General features: G+C 59.5%; 14 protein-coding genes. 9 read left to right on the plus strand and 5 right to left on the minus strand.

Annotated features, from left to right (window positions below; genetic code table 11):
- The coding region (locus tag ATHL_RS14590) for a hypothetical protein (RefSeq protein WP_162787730.1) at positions 1-1,987 on the plus strand (1,987 nt) is incomplete at its 5' end.
- Between the two features lie 128 nt (positions 1,988-2,115).
- Here ATHL_RS14590 and ATHL_RS14595 read toward each other — a convergent pair.
- Positions 2,116-4,509, minus strand: a complete 2,394-nt coding sequence (locus ATHL_RS14595; protein ID WP_062195425.1) for a glycoside hydrolase family 2 TIM barrel-domain containing protein — start codon at positions 4,507-4,509, stop codon at positions 2,116-2,118.
- A gap of 14 nt (positions 4,510-4,523) precedes the next feature.
- Positions 4,524-5,177, minus strand: a complete 654-nt coding sequence (locus ATHL_RS14600; RefSeq protein WP_062195426.1) for a TetR/AcrR family transcriptional regulator — start codon at positions 5,175-5,177, stop codon at positions 4,524-4,526.
- 197 nt (positions 5,178-5,374) lie between these two features.
- On the opposite strand from ATHL_RS14600, the gene ATHL_RS14605 reads away from it, so the two are divergent.
- Positions 5,375-7,714, plus strand: a complete 2,340-nt coding sequence (locus tag ATHL_RS14605; RefSeq protein WP_062195428.1) for a glycoside hydrolase family 2 TIM barrel-domain containing protein — start codon at positions 5,375-5,377, stop codon at positions 7,712-7,714.
- Between the two features lie 59 nt (positions 7,715-7,773).
- Complete coding sequence (locus ATHL_RS14610; RefSeq protein ID WP_201797990.1) at positions 7,774-8,655, plus strand: LLM class F420-dependent oxidoreductase; 882 nt, start codon at positions 7,774-7,776, stop codon at positions 8,653-8,655.
- Here the strand turns inward: ATHL_RS14610 and ATHL_RS14615 are convergent.
- Positions 8,652-9,509, minus strand: coding sequence for an MBL fold metallo-hydrolase (locus ATHL_RS14615; RefSeq protein WP_062195431.1), 858 nt, complete (start codon positions 9,507-9,509; stop codon positions 8,652-8,654). The genes ATHL_RS14610 and ATHL_RS14615 overlap by 4 nt on opposite strands.
- Before the next feature lie 117 nt (positions 9,510-9,626).
- Between ATHL_RS14615 and ATHL_RS14620 the strand changes: the two genes are divergently transcribed.
- The 4 genes from ATHL_RS14620 to ATHL_RS14635 are packed head-to-tail and all read left to right on the plus strand — an operon-like array spanning position 9,627 to position 12,752.
- Positions 9,627-10,076: a Fur family transcriptional regulator gene (locus ATHL_RS14620; RefSeq protein WP_162787731.1), complete on the plus strand. Its 450-nt coding sequence runs from the start codon at positions 9,627-9,629 to the stop codon at positions 10,074-10,076.
- Between the two features lie 38 nt (positions 10,077-10,114).
- Positions 10,115-11,041, plus strand: coding sequence for a metal ABC transporter substrate-binding protein (locus tag ATHL_RS14625; protein ID WP_062195434.1), 927 nt, complete (start codon positions 10,115-10,117; stop codon positions 11,039-11,041).
- A gap of 41 nt (positions 11,042-11,082) precedes the next feature.
- Complete coding sequence (locus ATHL_RS14630) at positions 11,083-11,901, plus strand: metal ABC transporter ATP-binding protein (protein WP_062195435.1); 819 nt, start codon at positions 11,083-11,085, stop codon at positions 11,899-11,901.
- On the plus strand, positions 11,898-12,752 hold the full coding sequence (locus ATHL_RS14635) for a metal ABC transporter permease (RefSeq protein ID WP_062195436.1): 855 nt from the start codon (positions 11,898-11,900) through the stop codon (positions 12,750-12,752). Before ATHL_RS14630 ends, ATHL_RS14635 begins: the two co-directional genes overlap by 4 nt.
- Here ATHL_RS14635 and ATHL_RS14640 read toward each other — a convergent pair.
- Positions 12,749-13,159, minus strand: a complete 411-nt coding sequence (locus ATHL_RS14640; protein WP_062195437.1) for an FmdB family zinc ribbon protein — start codon at positions 13,157-13,159, stop codon at positions 12,749-12,751. The two genes, ATHL_RS14635 and ATHL_RS14640, sit on opposite strands and share 4 nt — an antisense overlap.
- A 51-nt stretch (positions 13,160-13,210) precedes the next feature.
- On the opposite strand from ATHL_RS14640, the gene ATHL_RS14645 reads away from it, so the two are divergent.
- Both ATHL_RS14645 and ATHL_RS14650 read left to right on the plus strand, forming a co-directional pair.
- On the plus strand, positions 13,211-13,855 hold the full coding sequence (locus ATHL_RS14645) for a guanylate kinase (RefSeq protein ID WP_062195438.1): 645 nt from the start codon (positions 13,211-13,213) through the stop codon (positions 13,853-13,855).
- Positions 13,852-14,643 carry a rhomboid family intramembrane serine protease gene (locus ATHL_RS14650; RefSeq protein WP_062195440.1) on the plus strand — a complete coding sequence of 264 codons (792 nt, stop codon included), beginning with the start codon at positions 13,852-13,854 and terminating at the stop codon, positions 14,641-14,643. The genes ATHL_RS14645 and ATHL_RS14650 overlap by 4 nt, the downstream gene beginning before the upstream one ends.
- Before the next feature lie 46 nt (positions 14,644-14,689).
- Here ATHL_RS14650 and ATHL_RS14655 read toward each other — a convergent pair whose 3' ends face one another.
- Positions 14,690-20,647, minus strand: a complete 5,958-nt coding sequence (locus ATHL_RS14655) for an Ig-like domain-containing alpha-2-macroglobulin family protein (RefSeq protein ID WP_062195441.1) — start codon at positions 20,645-20,647, stop codon at positions 14,690-14,692.
- Between the last annotated feature and the right edge of the window lie 11 nt (positions 20,648-20,658).

Below are 20,658 nucleotides of genomic sequence, written 5' to 3' on the forward strand. Positions count from 1 at the left end.
CCCCTGCACACCCCCCGCCTCAGAAGTTATTGCACCCCAGCATGATTGCAATGAAAGAGGCCGCCCCCGCCGTCGACCGTCCAAAGAACAGATCACCGATATCCTCAAACACATTCCCGGCATTCACCCGGAGGATTTTCACAAACCCAAACAGCGTTCCGGAAAGAAAGCCAGTGATCTATGCTGTGATTTGCCCACCGCAGATGCCATCTTGCCGCTCATGGTAGAAATTTTCGACCGCTTCCGTGCCGAAGATCGGCCTCGCGCCGGCTTTGAAGAGTATGTATATGCCGGGCTCGGAAAACTCGATTCCCAAAAGCTGGAAGCGCTGGAAGCAGGCTTTGAGGGGTACCGGAATCTATCACCCCGGTTACGGGATTGTCTTTTCTCCGACCATCTGGCCAGGAAAATTCGTGAAGATGGGGTGAGCCCTGCCGAAGTCATCGAGGCTTTCATTCAAGAAGGATTGGCCTACACCGGACAGGTTCTTTTCTCCCATTCCAAAGGAGTAATGGGTCCGGGGCAGGTACGAATGTGGGATGCAGTTCTCCCGCCAACCCCCAACGGCTCTCAACAGCCCCGCATTTTCACCGGCCCCTGGCCGTGGATTACGGCTATTCGCCCGGACATCGGAGATTATAAAGAATACGGGAACAGGGCCAGTTATCAAACCTTATTTTCAACCCCTCCCTACACCTTTCAGCCCTATCAAATCGCCCGAGATTGTCAGGTTTCACAGAACCCCAATAAACCCGGTGAATTAATTGCCCGGTGCGTTCCTCAAACCCCGCCCCCTCCTCCACCAGGGGCCCTGTTTCCCAGCTTCTGTGAAGGGGGCGAAGACTACACCTACAACGGTCAGTGTTTGCAATTTCCGATAGTGGAGCCCGGTGCCACCATTGGCATTCGGGGGTTTAACTTTATTACAAGTACTGTCAGGGTATGGTTTGAGAACAAAGATACCGGGCTGAAAATATCAGTTGATGGAGCACCAGTTTTTGGAGATCTGGAAACTCCCGTGAAGGACGAACAGGGACATGTCATTCATGACTGGCGCGTCTCTGATACCGTGGTGGTTACCTTACCCAATGCGCACCCTAATCAACCAGGGGCTCCATTACCACCTGGCCTTTATACAGTCACAATCGAGGTGGATAATATACTGTCGGCAGTTTATGCCGGTGGAGTTGCTCCACGCCTGAAGACCAACGCCCTGATTCTCCAGATCGAACCTGACCCAAATGTCCACTTTCACTTCTGGAGTGAGCAGGGTCATTGTTACGAAGAAACCGATGGGCTGGGTTCCGATGAGATATGGTTCGATGCCTGGGTAGCCCATCTGATCCCTGCAACCACCCCGACCGGAAAGCACACATTGCAACCAGTGAAACACATCGAGTTCGACCGCGCCGCATGGGATGATATGGATTCGGGAGAAGATGCCGGAGGATACAGTGCAGACTTTTGGAACGGTTCTTTTAACCGCGGTTTCATGGTTGCCGGATTGATCGGTTTTGAAGTAGACAGTGAAGCCGCCGCCCGGGACCAGATTCGCGATTTTGGCTCGGCATTTGTCCATTATCTGGAGAGTATCTGGTCAGGGGCGCTTGCTGCAGAAGGAGCTGCTGCTTCAATTGCTAAAATGATCTCTCTCACCCTGACGCAGGGGTTAATCGCGCTCGCGGTCATTGCGGCGATTCTTCTGATTGTTGGGCTTGCATGGGCAAGCTGGGCACCAGCTGACCGCATCGCCATGGATCTGATCACCCTCAATGCCCGCGCCGCATGGAATCTTACCAGCAAGAACGGGCAATTTCCTCCAGTAGAAAGGTATCGGTTCGAGGAAGTGACTACCAGCCACAACCCCAGACCCAAGACCACCGATACACCCTCCTCAGTACGTTACGTGACAGAACATCGTTATACCACCCCGGAGGATGGCGAAGATTCAGACTACGGGATCACCTTTTTCCTGACCCGTGGATGAACGAAGGATAACCAGGAGAGATGTCATAATCTGAACCATCTCCGTTTCAACGATCAAAACAAGGTCTGAGGAAACCAGCCGGACCCTTTAAAGCGAGTCTGGCTGGCTTCCTCATCATTCTTACCCGATCACTGCGCTTGCAGCCGCAATGTGGTATCTTTCAAACCCTCGGCGCTGGCTTTCAGCACAATCTCCCCGGCCTGGCCGGTGGTGCGCACCACGGCCATCAGACGGCCCTGGTAAGCCTTACGCTGGTTTCCAACATACGGCTCTTCTGAAACCGGGTTGGCCGAGCCTACAGCGATCAGCTCACCTGCTCCCTCAACCTTCAGTGAAACGAGCGTATCGGCATAACGAACCACCGCTCCCTCACGGTCAACAATTTCCACAGTCACGTAGGCCAGGTCACCATACTCAGCCCGGAGGGCAGCGCGGTCGGGTGTTGCCCGCAGCGCAAACGGATCGCCGGTGGTCTTCAGGCTGGTTCTGCCCGCCTCCTGGCCATGGCGGTAGCCTATGACCTCCAAAACACCGGGCTGGTAGGTCACTTCAAAGGCCACTTTGTTCTCACTGGCCGCCCCGGCCGGTTTTCGCCCCACAGAGACGCCATTCACCAGCAGTTCCACTTCATCATCCACTGAGTACACATACACCAGCGTTGGCTTACCCTCAGAACCTGGGAAGCTCCAGCTGTCGATCACCGGTTCCCACCCCCACGGGCTGAAAGTGATCTTTTTCCCAAAATGCCGGGGGTCGAGCACTGCCAGGAAAGGCGCCTGCCGCACCCCCCAGAGGAGATCGCGGAAGTACGATTGCGGGCGTTTGAAACCACAGATATCAATATCACCGCAATTGGCCAGATGATAGGGGTAGGGGGCGGCAAAGCCTGCGTCTTCGTCAAAAGACACCCGTCCAATCCCCGCTTCACCCAGATAATCTACCGCCGTCCAGACGAAATCTCCGATCACGTAGGGCAAACGAAGAGTCGCATCCCAGAAGGCAAACGCGCGGTGCGGAAAAGTCTCGGTGCCGCAGATCACCCGCCCGGGGAATTTCTGGCCGTCTGACTCGTACCGCCTAACCAGGTAATTGTAACCAACCACGTCCAGAATCTCATTGAAGGGACGGGTTACCCTTCCCCAGCGGTCTTCCTGCTGGTCGGCTGAACCGGACTCGAGAAGTTCGAAAATATTATTAACCCCACCCTGCGCCATCAGAGGGATAAAATCTTCAAAGAGCGCTGGCACTGCCGAGGTGACCGGGCGGGTTGGGTCAAGCGAACGCACAAAATCGGCCTGCTTCTTCGCCCAGGTATAACCGTCGGATGCGCCCGTGCGTTCTCCGACCTCATTCCCGATGGACCACATAATCACAGAAGGATGATTGCGGTCGCGTTTTACCATCGACTCGGTATCGCGTTGCCACCAGTCCTCAAAATAGAGGTGATAGTCATTCGGGTTCTTCCCCATACGCCAGCAGTCGAAGGTTTCATCAATGACCAGCATCCCCAGCCGGTCACAGGCATCCAGAAATGCCGGAGCAGGCGGGTTATGGGCACTGCGCACCGCATTGAAGCCCGCGGCTTTCATCAGCTCAATTTTGCGCTCCTCTGCGCGGTCATAGCTGGCCGCACCCAGCAGCCCGTGATCGTGGTGGACGCAGCCCCCTTTGAGCTTCAGAGGCACACCGTTGAGGCGAAAGCCCTGTTCGGCATCTACGGCGATGGAGCGAATGCCAAAGGGGGTACGCTCAACATCCAGCACCTGCCCGTCAGCCAGCACCTCACTCACCAGTGTGTAGAGGGCAGGTTGTTCCAGCGACCACAACGTTACCTGCCGCACCAGCAGGCTCTGATCGACCTTCACGGTCTGGCTGGCTTCAAGCACCACCGGGCTTTCCACCTGACCCATCACCCGCCCCTGAGCATCCAGCACACTGGAGCGCAGGGTTACCCGTTCGGCAAGGGTCGAATAACTGGTAAGCTCCGTGGCCACCTGCACGGTAGAAGCCGCCGGGTCTGCCACAGGCGTGGTAACAAAGACCCCCCAGGGGGGAATGACCACTTTTCCACCCACCCGCAGCCAGACGTGCCGGTAAATGCCCGTACCGCTATACCAGCGGCTGTTAGGCTGGGCACTGTTATTGGCCACCACCGTGAGGGTATTCTCGCCTTCAAAGATAAGATAGGGGGTAAGGTCCACCACAAAACTGGTATATCCATAGGGGTGCAGGGCCACCACGTTCCCGTTGAGGGTGACTTCGGCGTTCATGTACACCCCTTCCAGCTCCAGCTGAACCCGTTTGCCCTTCCAGTCTTCCGGGGCGGAGAACTTTTTGCGATACGTGACCACACCACTCCAGGCATACCCACCGCCGCTTCCCGTAGGGTAACTGGCGTTTCTGGGCCGCGAGATCGAAGCATCGTGCGGTAAGTTCACCGGCTGCCACTGAGCCATCATCGCGGCAAACATTCCGCTCTGGTCGGTAAACTCCCAGCCTGAATCAAAATTCGTTTTAATCATGGTTCCCTCTCTTTTCAGGTGGATTCTGGTTTTAATCCGCGAATGTAGGTGCGGTAAATTTCCCGGTAGATTTCCAGGGCCTCATGATGGAACTCTCCGCGAATGTTCTCTTCCAGCAACGCCAGGCGGCTGATAACGCCGTTGATCAGGTTTTTAATCGCCACGGCGGCCAGTTCGGCATCCAGATCAGGGCGAACGGAGCCATCGGCCATTCCCTCACGGATCAACTGCGCCTGCAGAGAATACGCTCCCGGCCAGATTTCTTCTACCATCTCCCGCAGACGCACGGCGTTGCCCTCGCGGGCATAAAGATAGTTAAACTGGGCGATGAAACGCAAATGTTCCGGTGATGTCTCCAACAGCTCCTCGTAAAGGGCGAAGGATCGTTCGATTTTTTGCAGGCCGTTCCCCCCGCGTTGTAACACCTCTTTCTCCATCGTCTCCCGCATTTCTCGAACGATCTCCCGGAAGACCGCCCAGGCAATTTCTGGTTTGCTGGAAAAGTACTCGTACAGAGTCACGCGCGAAAGCCGGGCCTCTTCGGCAATGCCGGCCAGGGTCACCCGATCAATGCCATGCTGGATGAAGAGCTTCTCAGCCGCGGCGAGGATACGCTTCCGCTGGTTCTCTCGATGACTCTGGTAAATTCGGGGAGATTTGATATTCATGGTGTGGCAAATGCTATTATAATTCAAATTACAACATGCAGTAAAATTTTTAACAGCGTGTACGTTTTCAGTCCCGTGAAAAAGTAAGCTTCCAGAGACGAAGGGGCTTCAAGGAATACATCCTCATCCCGTGAACGTCTCCAAAGTCCGCAAAAACAGACTCATTTCCTTCTCATCCCCGCTTTTCAGGAGTTTTTATGATCAGACAATCCTTCAACCACGATTGGCGCTTCAAGCTCTACGATGGAAAACCTCTGAGCTGGTGGCGCCAGCCCGATTATTCCACCTGGCGCACCCTCAACCTGCCCCATGACTGGAGCATCGAGCTCCCGCGCAACCCCGACAGCCTTTCTGGCAGTTCCGGGGGGTACTTCCCTACCGGGCGCGGCTGGTACCGCAAGACCTTTACCCCACCGGAGGAGTGGCGCGGGAAGAAGGTCTACCTCGAGTTCGAAGGAGTCTACATGAACGCCGAGGTGTGGCTCAATGAGCACTACCTGGGGCGCCATCCTTACGGGTACACCAGCTTTTTCATGGAACTTACCGATGCGCTGGAATTTGGCAAAGAAAACGCCCTGCGCGTGCAGGTCGATAACGCCAGCGAGCCCAACAGCCGCTGGTATTCAGGCTCGGGCATTTACCGCCCGGTCTGGCTCCTCGTTGCCGATCCAGTGCATGTGGCCCCCTGGGGTGTTTATGTGACCACCCCCCAGGTGACCCCTCAGGCGGCCTTAGTGCAAATCCACACCCGTGTCCTCAACCAGCGCGAAAGCGATCACACCGTCACTCTGCGCTCCCGCATCCTCTCCCCTTCCGGTGAGCAGGCCGCCCTCGCCGAGAGCATCACCCCCATTCCGGCCATGGGCGAACACGAATTTTCTCAGACCCTGAAAGTAACCGATCCCCGGCTCTGGTCGCTCGAAACTCCCCACCTCTACCAGGTAGAAACCGAGGTGTGGGTCGACGGAACCCGTGTGGATTCGGCAACGACATCTTTTGGCATTCGCAGTATCGAATTTGACCCCGAAAAAGGCTTCCTGCTCAACGGACAACCCGTACTGCTCAAGGGCGGCTGTGTTCATCACGATAACGGTGTGCTCGGTTCCACTTCTTTTGCCCGCGCTGAAGAGCGCAAGGTCGAAATTCATAAAGCCAGCGGTTTCAACGCCATTCGCTGCGCCCACAACCCCCCTGCACCGGCTTTTCTGGATGCCTGTGATCGCCTGGGAATGCTGGTCATCGATGAGGCCTTTGATTGCTGGCGCGAAGGTAAAAACCCCTACGACTACCACGTGGTCTTTGATGACTGGTGGCAGCGCGACCTCGACAGCATGGTTCTGCGCGACCGCAATCATCCCTCCGTCATCATGTGGTCGATCGGCAACGAGGTTCTCGAACGCGATGGCCGCGGCGGTGGCGCACAGATTGCCGCCATGCTGGCCAACCGCGTCCGTCAGCTCGACCCCACCCGCCCGGTCACTTCAGCCATTTGCGACATCTGGGGCTCCGACGGGAAGTACACCTGGGAAAGCACCGACGTGGTCTTCGCCAGCCTGGATGTAGGCGGCTACAACTACCAGTGGAAACAATACCGCCCGGATCATGAACGCCACCCGCGCCGCATGATGATTGGCACCGAATCCTTCCCCATGGAAGCCCTGGATAACTGGAATCTGGTCGAGGAAGAAAGCTATGTGCTGGGCGATTTCGTCTGGACGTCGCTGGATTACCTGGGAGAGGCCGGTATCGGCCGGGTAGAATACGGCGAACCGATCACCTCCTTCCTGCCAGGGTACCCGTGGCATCAGGCTAACTGCGGTGATCTCGACCTGTGCGGTTTCAAACGGCCCCAGTCCTACTACCGCGACATCGTCTGGAAGACCGGCACCCGCCTCTATATTGCCGTGCATACCCCCGCCCCCGAGGGCAAAGAAGCGCACATCTCGCGCTGGGGCTGGCCCGACGTCTGGCCGAACTGGAACTGGCCCGGCCACGAAGGGCAGACCTTGAAGGTGGATGTCTACTCGGCCTGCGAACAGGTGGAACTGTTCCTCAACGGACGTTCGCTGGGGGTAAAGCCTTCCAGCAAGGCCGAGCGCTACACGGCCACCTTCGAGGTTCCCTACGAGCCTGGCCAGCTCAAAGCCGTTGGGCTTGAGGGTGGCAAACCGGTAGCCGAGGCCGTAGTAGAAACCTGCACTGAGGCCGCCGCCCTGCGCCTGACCCCCGACCGCTCCACCCTGCGTGCCACTGACGATGACCTGAGCTACGTCACTGTGGAAATTGTGGATGCGGCAGGGCGGGTTCACCCAACCGCTGACCGTCCGGTGTTCTTCACCGTTCAGGGCGAGGGAGTGCTGGCCGCCGTGGGCAGTGCCAACCCCATCAGCGAAGAGCCCTACCGTGGAAACATGCGTACCCCCTACCGCGGGCGTGCTCTGGTAGTGGTGCGCACCACTGGCAAACCCGGAGAGATTATCCTGCGCGCCCAGGCCGATGGCCTGACCCCTGCCGAGGTGACTCTCAGGGCCGGTTAATGGCATGGTTCTCACGCCGGGTGGAGGATACCCTCCGCCCGGCTTCTTCAAAGAGGTGCATGATGCGAGTGGGAGTGATTTTTCCGCAATTCGAGTTTGGAAATGACCCGGCGGCCATCCGCGACTACGCCCAAACCGCTGAGGCTCTGGGCTACACCCACATCGGGGCCGATGACCATGTCATCGGGCCAAACCCGCAGCGCCCCGGCGGCTGGAACGGCTGGGTTACCTTCCGCACGCCGTTTCACGAACCCTTTGTGCTCTTCAGCTTTATGGCCAGCATCACCCGGCATATCGAGTTCGAGACGTGTGTTCTCCTCCTTCCCCAGCGGCAAACTGTGCTGGTAGCCAAACAGGCCGCCACGCTCGACGTGCTCAGCGCCGGGCGGCTGCGGCTGGGGGTCGGCATCGGGTGGAATATCATCGAATACCTTGCGCTGGGAGCTGACTTTCACACCCGCGGGCGGCGCGTAGACGAGCAAATTACCCTCCTGCGCCAGCTCTGGACACAGCCCCTGGTTACCTTTGAAAGCCCCCACCACACCATTCCCGATGCTGGCATCAACCCCCTGCCCGTACAGCGCCCCATCCCCATCTGGATCGGTGGACAATCTGAAGCGGCCATCCGGCGGGCGGCCCGGCTGGGAGATGGCTGGATGCCACTCTATCCTAACGCCGAAGAGGCCCGCCCTGGCCTTGAGCTTCTTGACCGTTATCTGGCCGAGGCTGGCCGCAGTCGGGACAATTTCGGGCTGGAGGCCCGCATTCCTTTCGGCGAGGGCAACCCCACCACCTGGGAGCATCTCATCGAGGGCTGGCAGAAGGCCGGTACCACGCACCTTTCTTTGCTCACCACTTCCTGCGGTTTTACCTCCCCGCAGGAACACCTGAACGCCCTGCGGCATTTTGCCTCAGCCATCGGGCTTTCGGCTACAGGTTAATCCAGCGGCACCATCTGCCAGGCAGGCAACCAGCCCACCCGCACTCCACGCTCTCCGGCCCAGCGCTCCAGCGAGTCCAGCACAGGGCGAATATCATCCATCCAGCGCGGCATGGGGCGGGGGAGAAGCTCAAGCGGGCGGAAAAAGTCATCGTAATGAAGCGGGTAAATCACCTTCGCCCCCACCGCTCCGGCGGTCTCTGAAAAATAGGCGCGGCGGTAGCTATCGGGATGGCGGCTGAGCATGGCTATGGAGATCATCGCAATCTCTGCGCGAATACCGCTCAGAGCGCCCCTCACGAACCCCGCGCTCTCCTGAATCAGCAGGTTTTTCCCGCTCTCGTGCTCGATGAGCAGGCTGAAACACCCGCCATCTCTGAAGGCCCGCGCCCGGGCCGGAAACTTCAACGGCGCGGTGATCTCTCCTGCCGCCGCATTGGGCAGTACATGCCTGGAGGGGTAAAACGTGACGCGAAACGCGCCAAAAACGAGAGGCTCCCCCGGCATAACCACCCTGATCTGCGCCTCAGGCAGGCCATAACCCCGCGCAAGGTTGGCCGTCGAGGACGACCCCACCACCAGCGCCCCGCTTCGGCGAGCCACCTCGGGCGCATCCAGGGCATGATCATAATGCGAATGCCCCACCAGCACCGCCTTCAGATCGGTCACACCCGCCCGCGCAAGCCCCTGTTCAACCTGCGTCGCATCGGGTGCCAGCCGCCCCAGCAACACCCGGTGAAGGGCCGGACGGCTGAAAAACCCATCCGTGAGCAGACGGGTGTCTCCGTCATCCAAAAGCACACTGGTGACGCCCAGAAAACCAGCGCGCAATTCCTTCCGCGATGAACTTTGCATCCAGCCAAGTGTAACACAGCCAGCCTGCTCTTTACGGGGCTCTGTTTGGATGAGCACCCCTTGACAGAAAGGGAAGACCCCTTTAAAATGAAAATGATTTTCATTTTCGAGACGCCCATGAACACTTTACCTCTGGAAACCACCCTCACCGACTGGTTGAACCGCCTGCAGGAAAGCGGCTACCGCAGTACTGACCGCTGCGAGGCCATCGCGCGCGTCATCCTTTCCAGTCAGCGTGCCCTTGACCCCGTGGAAATTTTCGATGCCGCCCGCGCCGAAATCCCCGGCCTGGGGCTGGTCACCGTGTACCGCACCCTGCAAAAGCTCGAGGAACTCGGCCTCATCCAGCGCCTGCACCAGGAAGAGGGCTGCCGGCGGGTGCTCCCTGCCGTAAAGGGACACCAGCATTTTCTGGTTTGCTCTTCCTGCGGCATGGTGCGGTATTTTGAAGGGGATAACCTCGCCCCGTTATTTGAAGAGATAACCCGTCAGACGGGTTTTGCCATTCAGAATCACTGGCTCCAGCTTTTTGGCCTCTGTCCGGCCTGCCGCGCGGCCAGTGCTTGAGCTTCATTCTAAAGATATTGTTTCGATCAGGAATCGCCATGAAAAAGGTTTTCATTTTCATGCTTCTCGTCACCCTGCTCTGGGGGAACGCGGCCTGTCAGCCGAAACCTTCCACCTCTCCCCACGCCTCCGCTTCTCTCAAAGTCCTGGCTGTGGAGACCTTCCTGGCAGATATCGCCCGGCAGGTGGCCGGAGACCGTCTTTCAGTAGAGTCACTCTTGCCCATCGGGCTCGATCCACACGCTTTTGAGCCCACCCCGCAGGATGTGGCCCGCATCGCCGACAGCCAGGTGTTAATCATTAACGGCGCCGGTTTCGAAACCTGGTTGCAGAAGGTGCTCCAGAATGCCGGCGGCCAGCACCTGGTCATCGAGGCTTCTGCCGGTCTCACCCCGCGCCAGCCACAGCCCGGCGAACCCCCCACCGATGAACACGAGACCGACCCTCACTTCTGGCTCGACCCCACGCTGGTCATCCATTATGTAGAAACCATCCGTGATGGCCTGATCCAGGCCGATCCATCGGGCAAAGAGGTGTATACCGCCAACGCCGCCGTCTATATCGACCAGTTACGCGCCCTGGATTCCTGGATCCAGGAGCAGGTAAACACCATTCCCCCGGAACGGCGGATTCTTGTCACCAACCACGAGAGCTTTGGTTACTTTGCAGACCGCTACGGGTTTCGCATCCTCGGCACACTGCTCCCCAGTGTGACTACGGGCGCCTCTCCATCTGCCATGGAACTGGCCAGCCTTGCTGACCATATTCGCCAGAGCGGTGCTCCGGCCATTTTCCTTGAGACTGGCGCCAACCCCCAGCTGGCTGATCAGATCAGCCGTGAGACTGGCGTGAAGGTGGTGAGCGGCCTGTTCACCCATTCCATCACCCCACCAGACGGCCCCGCCCCTTCTTACCTGGCAATGATGCGCTATAATGTGACTGCCATCGTCACCGCTCTGCGCTGAACTCGCCGGGAAGCATTCTGTTATCCTCAAGAGGAACCCCTGTGACTGATCTCGACCTCACCCAGCCCGCCCGCCTCGATCTTGAAGACGTGAGCGTAGGCTACAACGGGAAAACCATCCTGCAGAACCTGACCTTTCAGGTTCCGCACGGGCATCGCGTGGCAGTCGTCGGGCCAAACGGCGCGGGTAAGTCTACCCTCTTCAAGGCGCTGGTCGGGCTTTTACCCCTCCGCTCGGGGAAAATCCACATTCACGGCCAGCCGCTGGGGCGCCACCACGATTGTGTGGCCTACGTGCCCCAGCGCAGTGAGATCGACTGGCGTTTTCCGGTCACCGTGGAAGACGTGGTGATGATGGGGCGCTACGGCCACACCGGATGGATGCGGGCCCCTTCCCGCACGGATCGCGCCATTGTGCGGCGTTGCATGGAACAAATGGGGATTGCCGACCTGGCCAGCCACCCCATCGGAGACCTTTCGGGCGGACAGCAACAACGTGTTTTCCTGGCACGCGCACTGGCTCAGGAACCACACATCCTCTTGATGGACGAACCCTTTACCGGTGTGGACGCCACTACCCTGGAAACCGCCCTGAACCTGCTCGATGACCTGCGCACACGCTCGGTCACGGTTCTCGTCTCAACCCACGACCTGACCATGGCTGCCCAGCGTTTCGACGAGGTGCTCTTACTCAACCGCCGCCTTATCGCTTACGGAGCGCCTGAAGAGGTCTTTCAGGCCGAGAATATCCGAACGGCTTTTGGCGGGCAGGCTCTCACCATTGACGGCGTCATCGTCACCGATCAGTGCTGCCCCGGAGAAGAAGAGCATTTCCATCTCCACCCGGGAGGACAACGATGATGCAGTGGTTCCTCGCCCCCCTGGGGTACACCTTTATGCAGCGCGGACTGCTCGCCGCCCTCATTGTGGGTGTGGTCTGCGCGGTGATCGGCAGTTACGTGGTCTTACGTTCCATGGCCTACCTGGGAGACGCCCTGGCCCACGCCATTCTCCCGGGGGTGGCCGTGGCTTATCTGATGGGAGGGAATCTGACGCTCGGCGCCCTGGTGGCCGCCATCCTCGTGGCCCTGGGAATTGGCGCCCTCTCACGGCAGGGCACGATTAAAGAAGACACGGCCATCGGCATTCTCTTTGCCGCCGCTCTCTCTCTGGGTGTGGCGCTCATCTCCTCCATCCGCTCTTACGCGGTTGACCTCAGCCACATCCTTTTCGGCAATGTCCTGGGCGTCAGCGATAAGGACTTAATCCTCACCGCTCTTCTGGGAGCGGTCATCCTCCTCACCATTCTGCTCCTTTACCGCCCCTTCCTGGTGCTCTCTTTCGACCCGGTGCTGGCCACCACCCTGCGCCTGCCCCGCGAGCTTCTGCGCAACCTGTTACTCGTGCTGCTTGCCCTGGCCATTGTGGTCTCTCTGCAGACGGTTGGCGTGGGGCTGGTGGCAGCCATGCTGGTGACGCCTGCGGCCACGGCATATCTTCTGGCGCGGCGTTTACCGGCGATGATGGCACTGGCGGCGCTCTTTGGGGCACTCTCAAGCGTAACAGGGATGTATGCCAGCTACTACCTGAATGTAGCCTCCGGAGCGGCCATCGTGCTCACCGCTACGGCCTTCTTTTTACTGGCTTTCTTCCTGGCCCCACGCAAAGGGGTGCTCTGGGGGTGGGTGCACCGCCTGCGCCGCTCTGATTAATCCAGGGCGAAATCATCATCGCCGCCCAGGCCCTCTGAGCTTTCTCCGCCCTCGGCCAGTTCAGGCAGTTCTTTTTCGATCTCCTCGGGGCTTTGTCCGGCTTCCAGGCGGTCGATCACCTCATCAAACTCAGGCCCCATGTCTTCTCCGGCTTCTCTGCTCATCTCACGCATCATCCGCCCCAGGGCACGCGGGTCGTCTTCCAGCCCGGCCAGGTTAGAAGGATCTGCCAGGCTTTCCAACCGGCTTTCTTCCGAGCGGGCGATCCGCACGCGGTTAATGCGGCGCTGCACGTTCTCGCTGTGGCAGTGTGGACAAATGGCTGGCTTTTTTCCATATTCCGCGTAAGTGAAGAAAAGCGAAAACCGCCGCCGACAGTCGAGACAACGATACTCGTAAGTGGGCATGAAACCTCCGAAATCAAGAGTTGCGCTTTTCTATTATAATCAAGCCAATCTATGAATTCTATAAACGAACCGAACCGCGAACATCTTTCTTTTGACCTGTATCATCCACAGCCTCTGGTGGTGGTGATTTCAGGCCCGTCGGGAGTGGGGAAAGACGCCGTGCTGAAAGCCATGCAGGCACGCGGACTACCCTATCATTTTGTGGTCACCATGACCAGCCGCCCGCCCCGCGAGAATGAAGTCGATGGGGTAGATTACTTCTTCACCACCCGCGAGCATTTCGAGGAGCTCATCCGGCAGGATGAGTTCATCGAATGGGCGCTGGTGTATGAGGATTACAAAGGGGTGCCGAAATCGCAAATTCGCCAGGCCCTGGAAAGCGGGAAGGATGTTATCCTGCGCGTGGATGTACAGGGAGCGGCCACCTTCCGCAAGCTGTGCCCCGAGGCTGTGCTCATCTTTCTCATCCCGCAGGACGAAGCCGAGTGGATGGAACGCCTGAAGAACCGGAAAACCGAAACCCCCGAAAGCCTGAAATTACGTCTGGAAACCGCCCGCGCCGAACTGGAACGGCTGAACGAATTTGATTATGTGGTGGTCAACGCCAACGACCGCCTCGATGAAGCCGTCGACACCATCGTGGACATCATCAACGCCGAACACCACCGCGTACACCCGAGAAGGAGCTGTCTGTGAGCCTGCCACCCTATTCAGGCGATGAGCCCCAACCACCCCGGCCCGCTTCTGAGGGGAACGAGCTGGGGCAAATCCACCCCGTTCAGGTCATGGTGCGGCTTCCTCAGGTCAGCCCCATCGTCACCTATCTGATCCTGGGGATCACCATTTTTGTCTTTCTCCTCCAGTTGATCAGCCAGAACCTGCTGGGAGCCGATTACCCCCTCGCCCTGGGAGCCAAGGTGAACACCCTGATCCGCCAGGGAGAAGTCTGGCGGTTTTTTACCCCCGCTCTCCTGCACGCGAGCATCTTACACATTGGCTTCAACATGTACGGGCTGTGGATCTTTGGCCGCAACCTGGAACGCAGTTACGGGCACCTCCGTTTCCTGCTCCTCTACGGGCTGGGAGCGTTTGCCGGAAACGTGCTCTCCTTCCTCCTTTCCAACAAGCCCTCGGTGGGAGCCTCCACCGCCCTTTTTGCCCTGGTAGCTGCCGAAGGGGTGTTCATCTATCAGAACCGGCAGATCTTCGGGCGGGAGCGATCCACCGCCATGTTGAGCAATGTGGTCATGCTGGTGGCAATCAATCTCTTCCTTGGACTGCGCCCCGGCATTGATAACTGGGGGCACCTGGGCGGCCTGATCGGCGGGGCGGTCTTTGCCTGGCTGGCAGGGCCTCAGTTCTTCGTCGCCGGAGAATACCCCCAGCTTCACCTGGCTGACCGCCGGGAACCGGTTCAGGTATGGACGGTGGCCGCCCTTGAGGCCCTGGCGCTCGCGGCTATCGCCGCGGCCGGAATTCTCTGACAGCAAACGGGGTTGCTCCCACCCAAAAGAGCAACCCCGTTCTTTTTTATCGGAAGATCAGGAGATCTCCCTTGCTCCGGCCTTCCACCTCAGGGAAGTAATACTGATAGGCGTGCGCCGGGATGACCTGAAAATCTCCGGCCAGTGCCGGTGAAAGGCGGTACACGAGGGTGTAACTGCCTGCAGGCAGGTAGGGGGCCACCCAGCGCACCCGGTCATCATAGACCTGAGCCTGCCCAAAATACCACCAGCCCCACCCACTGCGGAAAGGTGCCAGCAAGTCGTTTTCGGGCTGGGGCAGGTCAGGGGTGGCAAAACCCTGGCGGCTCGTTTTCAAATTGGGGTTGATGATCTCGGCTCCCGCGGGAATAAAATCTTCCACCACCACGTAGTACAGGTCTTCCGGAAGGGTGAGTGTCAGGCGCACCACCAGCCCGTCAGGGTTACCCACCTCGGCTTCCTGCACCGGAGCACAGACCTGCGCGCGGCAATCCACCCCGCCGCGGAAGTACTCCCGCTGGAGGAAAATGCCGCGTGAATAGGCCGGGGCCTCAGCCGCGGCGCGGCTCACCTGCAGATAAACGCGGTAATAAAGGCGCCCGTTGCCTGCCGTGCGGCTGATCTCCAGAGCGTTGGGGGCATCGGCCAGCAACTGGCTCAGCGGCGCAGTGACCGTCACCCCCTTGAGCGCCCCCTGCGGGCCATCAACGTTTCCGCTGGCAAAGAGCCCGCCGTTCAGGTCGGCCTGATAGGAATAGCTGGCCTGCAAATCTCCGGTGGATTGGAGCGCCTGGCTGAGACCCAGCAGGCTCCAGGCCGAATCGTAGCTGGAACTCCAGCAACCAGAGGGACGCCGGTGGAGCACCAGGTAGCGCACCGCGTCGGTGAGCAGTGGCGAAGCCGGATCGACGGAAGCCAGCGCGTACACGACCACCGCCGTGGTGTAGATGGGCGTGGCCCAGCTGCGCCAGCTCACTTCACCGGTCTGCCAGTGAGCGCCGGTGGCACTGCGTTGAGCCAGGCCCGCCAGGTCAGAAAGCAGCGTGCGGGCACGTTCATCTCCAGGTTGGATACCCTCCAGAGACATCGCCAGCATGGCCTTGTTCCACGGCGTTAACCTCTCGCGCAGATCGTAAAGAGCATCGAGGTTAAGATCGGTCATGCCGCTCTGTTGCAGGGCAAAGGTCACCAGAACTTCATCATCGAGGACTCCCCCGGAGACTTCGGGGCGCACCGACACCAGCGTCGCCTTGAGGAACTGCTGAGCACGGTTAATTGCGTCGGCGGTGACGAAGAAACCACCCTGAGAAACCTGATGAAGGGCAATCAGTGCGTATGCCGTCAAACGGCGATCACTCTTTTGATCGGTCACCCCTCCCCAGCTCCACCCGCCATCGGGTCGCTGCCATTGAAGCAGGTGGCCAAGATCCTGGCGAATGGCACGCTCCAGAGAGCTCTGCAGGTCTGGCGCCTGTAAATTGAACCCCTTAAGCGCGCGGTAGGCAGCGGCATTGGCCATTAACCGTGAAATTACCGGCTCGGTGAAATCTGTGGGGAAGGCGTCCATAGCCTTCAACCCCTGCAGAACTGTAGAAGCCAGCGAAGGGGTTAACTCAAGGCGTAACTCACCACCCAGCGGGGTGAAGCTGCGCGGCAGACTGACCACTTCGAGGCGCTTCCCACCTTCTGCCAGCAATCCGGCAGTGGCGTAGGTCTGGGTGGCCGTATAGCGCAATACCGGCAGGGCGCCCAGTTCGGTATGGGTCACGTCCTCCAGATCACCCGAAGCCGCCCGGAAGATCGGATCGACCGAGGGAACATCCTGTACAGTAGCCCACCAGTCAACCCGTTTGCGGCTGTTTGGCGGTACATCCACCTTCTGAACCGTTTCCACCCCTTCATCCAGGGTCAGACCGGGAGCCTCCATGCTCACTTCAACCCTGAGCGGCGCGCCGGTGTTATTCTGCACCACTGCGCCGAGCTGCACATGATCACCTACCACCAGGAAGCGCGGAGTGACGGGGCGCACCAGCAAGTCACGGGTGACGATAAGCTCTACCCGGGCCTCGCCAATCTGCATTGAGGCGTTCAACCCGCGGATGTCGGCCACCCAGGTCGTCAGGTTATCCGGCAGGCGAATTTCCACCGAAGCCAGCCCGTCTTCGTTGGTCTCCAGGGTAGGCACCCACAGTGCGGTATCTTCAAAGCGGGTACGTACTCCCGGAGAAACAGCCGCCTCTCCACCTCCGCCACCGCCCCGTCCCGGAGCGGCCGCGGCCTGTAATCGGCCAGAGTAAACGGTCAGGTTAAGGCTGGTCTGCACTCCCAGGGGTTGATTGCCGTAAAAGGCCTCAAAAATGGGCAGGCTGTTCGGATCACTCAGGGCAAGCACGGCTTTATCCACCAGGGCAAGCGAAAACTCACCCTGCACCGGGCGCCCTTCCGAGTCGGTGGCGCGCAAATTCAGACGCACCGTATCCCCCGGCCCGGCCTGCGGCGGGGTAAAGGAAGCCTCCAGCTTCAGGCGGAGTTCATCGGGGTTCACCGTCACACCCAGGTAGCCCTGCCGGAAGTCAGGTTTTCCATCCTGGGTACGCCCCATCAAAATCACCGAAACATAGATATTGGGCGCGTCGATCGATTCCAGCGGAAGGCGGAATTCATACAGAGCTTCGTTGACCTCTACCACATACGTGCGCATCACCCGGCTCCGCTCTACCGAAACCAGCGCCAGTGCCCCCGCCCCGAAGGGGTTGGGAATGCGAATGCGGGCGGTCTGTCCGGGGCGGTATTCGGTGGCATCGGCTTCAAGGCGCAGGCGTTGATTGGGCAGGGTCGGCCAGGGGGCCATCCCCGGACCGCTCACCCACACCAGCACCTGGGTGAGCGCCCCTTCTCCGCTCACCTCCAGCTGGTAAGTGCCCACTTCCGGCGGCGTAAAGGCCACCCGCGCACGCCCCAGCGCATCGGTCCGCAGGTCACTGCTGCCGACCTCCGTGAGCACCTTGCGATAAGAGGGATATCCAAACGCCGACTCCCCCTCAATGTCCCATTCCACCCGGCTGAAGACCGCCCTTAACGTATGCGCACCGGCGGGCTGGTTGGCCCAGTCGAACGTCTGGATCGCGAATCCAATCTCTTCCCCCGCCTGAACACTCCAGGCCTCAGGCCGCACCCCGATATAAAAACTGGAAGGGTGCAGGGTCGCTTCTGCCCGGGCGCTGATCATCTGATTACTCTCATCCTGTGCAGTGAGTTCAATTACCAGCTGGCGCCGGTTGGTCAGGGAAAGCTGAGCATAAGCTTCAGCCGGAATCAGAATCTGAAGCGTGCCATCGGCGCCGGTCTGCCCCTGTCCCTGGGCCACAAACTGCCCCATCCCGGGGGCGAAGAAGTCGGGCGGATAGAGCCAGGAATCATCCATAGCGCCCGATTGCATATTCTCAGGCAAGAAAACCCAGTCCGGGCGTGCGTAGAGCTGCCAGTTCACCGACAAATCGTTCACCGGCGCACCAAAGTAATACTGAGCCCGCACGTTCACCGCAAGTGCTTCTCCGGCCTGATATTCGGGTTTCTCAAAGGCCACCTGCAGGTCAAACGCCGGTTTGCGATATTCTGCCACCTGCACCGGCAAAGAAGCCTCAGGGCTGGTGGTCTGAAGGGTGTAATACCCGGGCTGGGCATCGGCAGGCAGATCAAAACTGCCATCGGCAGTGCCAAGCGCCGAAACCGGTAGCCGCAGCGTAACCAGAGGTTTCTGTTCAGGCTGAGTGTAATCGTAAGGGGGCAGAACTTTCACCTCCACCTCACCCTGATCGAGCGGGGTATAGCGGGCATTTTCTTTGTGCTGCAACACCACCTTAAAATGAACCGTCTGCCCGGGCCGATAGATGGGACGGTCGGAGTAGAGATAGACCAGATTGCGGTCTGCTTCAACCTCAGTGGGAATCCCCAGTTCCCAGGCGTTCAGGCCCACGCTCATACTGCGTGAAACGAAGGCAAAAAGTGCCTCTCCGGGGTTGCCCGAAACCGCATACACATCTTCATACGGGTTGTCTCGCGCTGGCAATTCTGCACTGCACAGGCCATCTGCGGCGGTCACACAGGCCGCCAGCCGCTCACCGTTGGGGTTCAAAAAGGTGAGCGGCAACCCTTCGAGCGGGGCCCGGGTGGCCAGGTCGACCGCCCAGATCACTGCCTGCCTCTGGCTGACTTTAAGCGTCAGGTGAACCCGGCTGACTACCAGCAGGTAAGAGTTTTCCGTTTGCGGGGGCATTCCTGGCGCGGCAATCTTAAGGTGATAGAGACCCGGGGCAGGCGGCTGACCCGCAGGATCGAGGGGCAGTTTTTGCGGGGTACTGCGGTTGGGGGGCACCTCAAACCCGGCACTCCAGCGCTGAACATTCGATCTCCGCAACACCCCTCCGAAACTCTGCTGTTGAATAAAATCCGTCACCGAAAGTGTGCCCCGCTCAAGCTGTGCCTGGCTCAGGTTGGTTACCCGCACATCCAGCGTGGCCTGCCCGGCGGGGACGAAGATAGCCGATGCCCCAACCTGCATGATGGGAATCACCAGCGAAGGCGGGGGTGTCTCGGTAGTCACCTGAAGTTGCACCACCTGCCCCAGGGTTCCGCCCCAGCGATCGCGCAGGGCGGCATCCAGTGTGATGGTGTACGTGGTAGAAGGCTGGAAAGCTCCCTCCACCGCCACCCCATAATGATCATACGTTGGGGTAACCCGCAGGCTGCTGATAGAGGGCTCCACCCTTACCAGAGCTTTCAGATCCTGATCGGCCAGCGGGGCCGTCAGATTGATGACATAAAAAGCCTGGCCATAATTGGCGTTGAGCAGTTCGCCGATCGCCGGAGAAGTAGATTCCACCGCCAGCGGTGGGGTTGTCTCAATGGTGAAGCTGGTATCCACTCCTATGGAAGCACCGCCCAGGCTACGCGCCGCCGCTGAAATCACCAGCATATAATGTGCACCGCGCGCCAGCAGCACCTGGGGTTGCAGGGTTACCTCATTGCTTTCTTCGTTCCATTCCCAGCTCAGGGGTGTACTCCTGCCGGCGTCGTCCAGCAGGCGCAGATTCTCTTCCACACTCTGGCGATCCATCGGCTGGTTAAACGTCACCGTCACCTTGCCGTCCAGTTCCAGCTTTGATCGGTCACCCCATTTCGCCCCCACCACGGCAGGCAAAGCGGTTGAGAAACTCCATTCTTCCGGTTGCAGTCCTTCCAGGCTCAGGGGCACCCCATCACTGCTGGTCAGGCTCTGGTTGAGAAGCACGGTATAGCGCACACCACCCGCCAGCGCCGGTTCAGGGTAAAAGATGTAAGTGCTGGTATTCAGCCACTCTCCCCTGCCGGGAGCTTCGGGCTGAAGGGTAAAGGCCGCCGGGGCCGCCGCCGGATCTTCTCCCAGAGGAACCACCGGGCGGTTAAAGGTCACCACCACGGCGGCGGCGGGGTTGGCATCGCTCACGCCGGGGGCGGGAATGCGTTCAGCAACCCGCAGGCTATCGGCCACCTGATAGGCAAGCTCAACCTGCTCCTGAAGCGCCTGCCCGTTGGACGCACGCGCACTCGCCGCGAAAGTCAACTGCAGTGAAGCCCCCGCCGGGAAGGGCTGATCTGAAACAAAACGCACAGTTGAGTCATCCAGCCATTCAAAACGGCCCGAAAGCGGCGGCTGGCCCTGCAGGGCCGCCTCGACAGAAGGGCGATCCATTGGCTGATTGAAGAAGAACACCAGCGGAGAAGTGGGCGAAATTTCGCTCCCGGGCGGCGGGTCGGTTTCGACCAGCACCGGCGGAAGGCTCGATTGGGCGAGCGGTTTTCCACCTGCTGCCAGGGCCGGTGTGGGGGTTGGCTCTCCCGATGGCGGCGACTCGACCGCCTGCCGCCCGAGGGGAAACAGAGAACAGGCCAGGCTGACTGCCACCAGGGCGGCAAGCACAGGATAAAACCGGATAACAACCGGGAACCGGCGTGAAGGGGTCATCGGAGCTCCTC

The sequence above is a fragment of the Anaerolinea thermolimosa genome (assembly GCF_001050195.2).
Lineage (GTDB): Bacteria > Chloroflexota > Anaerolineae > Anaerolineales > Anaerolineaceae > Anaerolinea > Anaerolinea thermolimosa.

Coding starts and splice junctions, on each gene's coding strand:
- ATHL_RS14615 (WP_062195431.1), bottom strand. CDS start 9,509: ATGCAAAGTTCATCGCGGAAGGAATTGCGCGCTGGTTTTCTGGGCGTC.
- ATHL_RS14645 (WP_062195438.1), top strand. CDS start 13,211: ATGAATTCTATAAACGAACCGAACCGCGAACATCTTTCTTTTGACCTG.
- ATHL_RS14605 (WP_062195428.1), top strand. CDS start 5,375: ATGATCAGACAATCCTTCAACCACGATTGGCGCTTCAAGCTCTACGAT.
- ATHL_RS14595 (WP_062195425.1), bottom strand. CDS start 4,509: ATGATTAAAACGAATTTTGATTCAGGCTGGGAGTTTACCGACCAGAGC.
- ATHL_RS14655 (WP_062195441.1), bottom strand. CDS start 20,647: ATGACCCCTTCACGCCGGTTCCCGGTTGTTATCCGGTTTTATCCTGTG.
- ATHL_RS14625 (WP_062195434.1), top strand. CDS start 10,115: ATGAAAAAGGTTTTCATTTTCATGCTTCTCGTCACCCTGCTCTGGGGG.
- ATHL_RS14620 (WP_162787731.1), top strand. CDS start 9,627: ATGAACACTTTACCTCTGGAAACCACCCTCACCGACTGGTTGAACCGC.
- ATHL_RS14610 (WP_201797990.1), top strand. CDS start 7,774: ATGATGCGAGTGGGAGTGATTTTTCCGCAATTCGAGTTTGGAAATGAC.
- ATHL_RS14640 (WP_062195437.1), bottom strand. CDS start 13,159: ATGCCCACTTACGAGTATCGTTGTCTCGACTGTCGGCGGCGGTTTTCG.
- ATHL_RS14635 (WP_062195436.1), top strand. CDS start 11,898: ATGATGCAGTGGTTCCTCGCCCCCCTGGGGTACACCTTTATGCAGCGC.
- ATHL_RS14600 (WP_062195426.1), bottom strand. CDS start 5,177: ATGAATATCAAATCTCCCCGAATTTACCAGAGTCATCGAGAGAACCAG.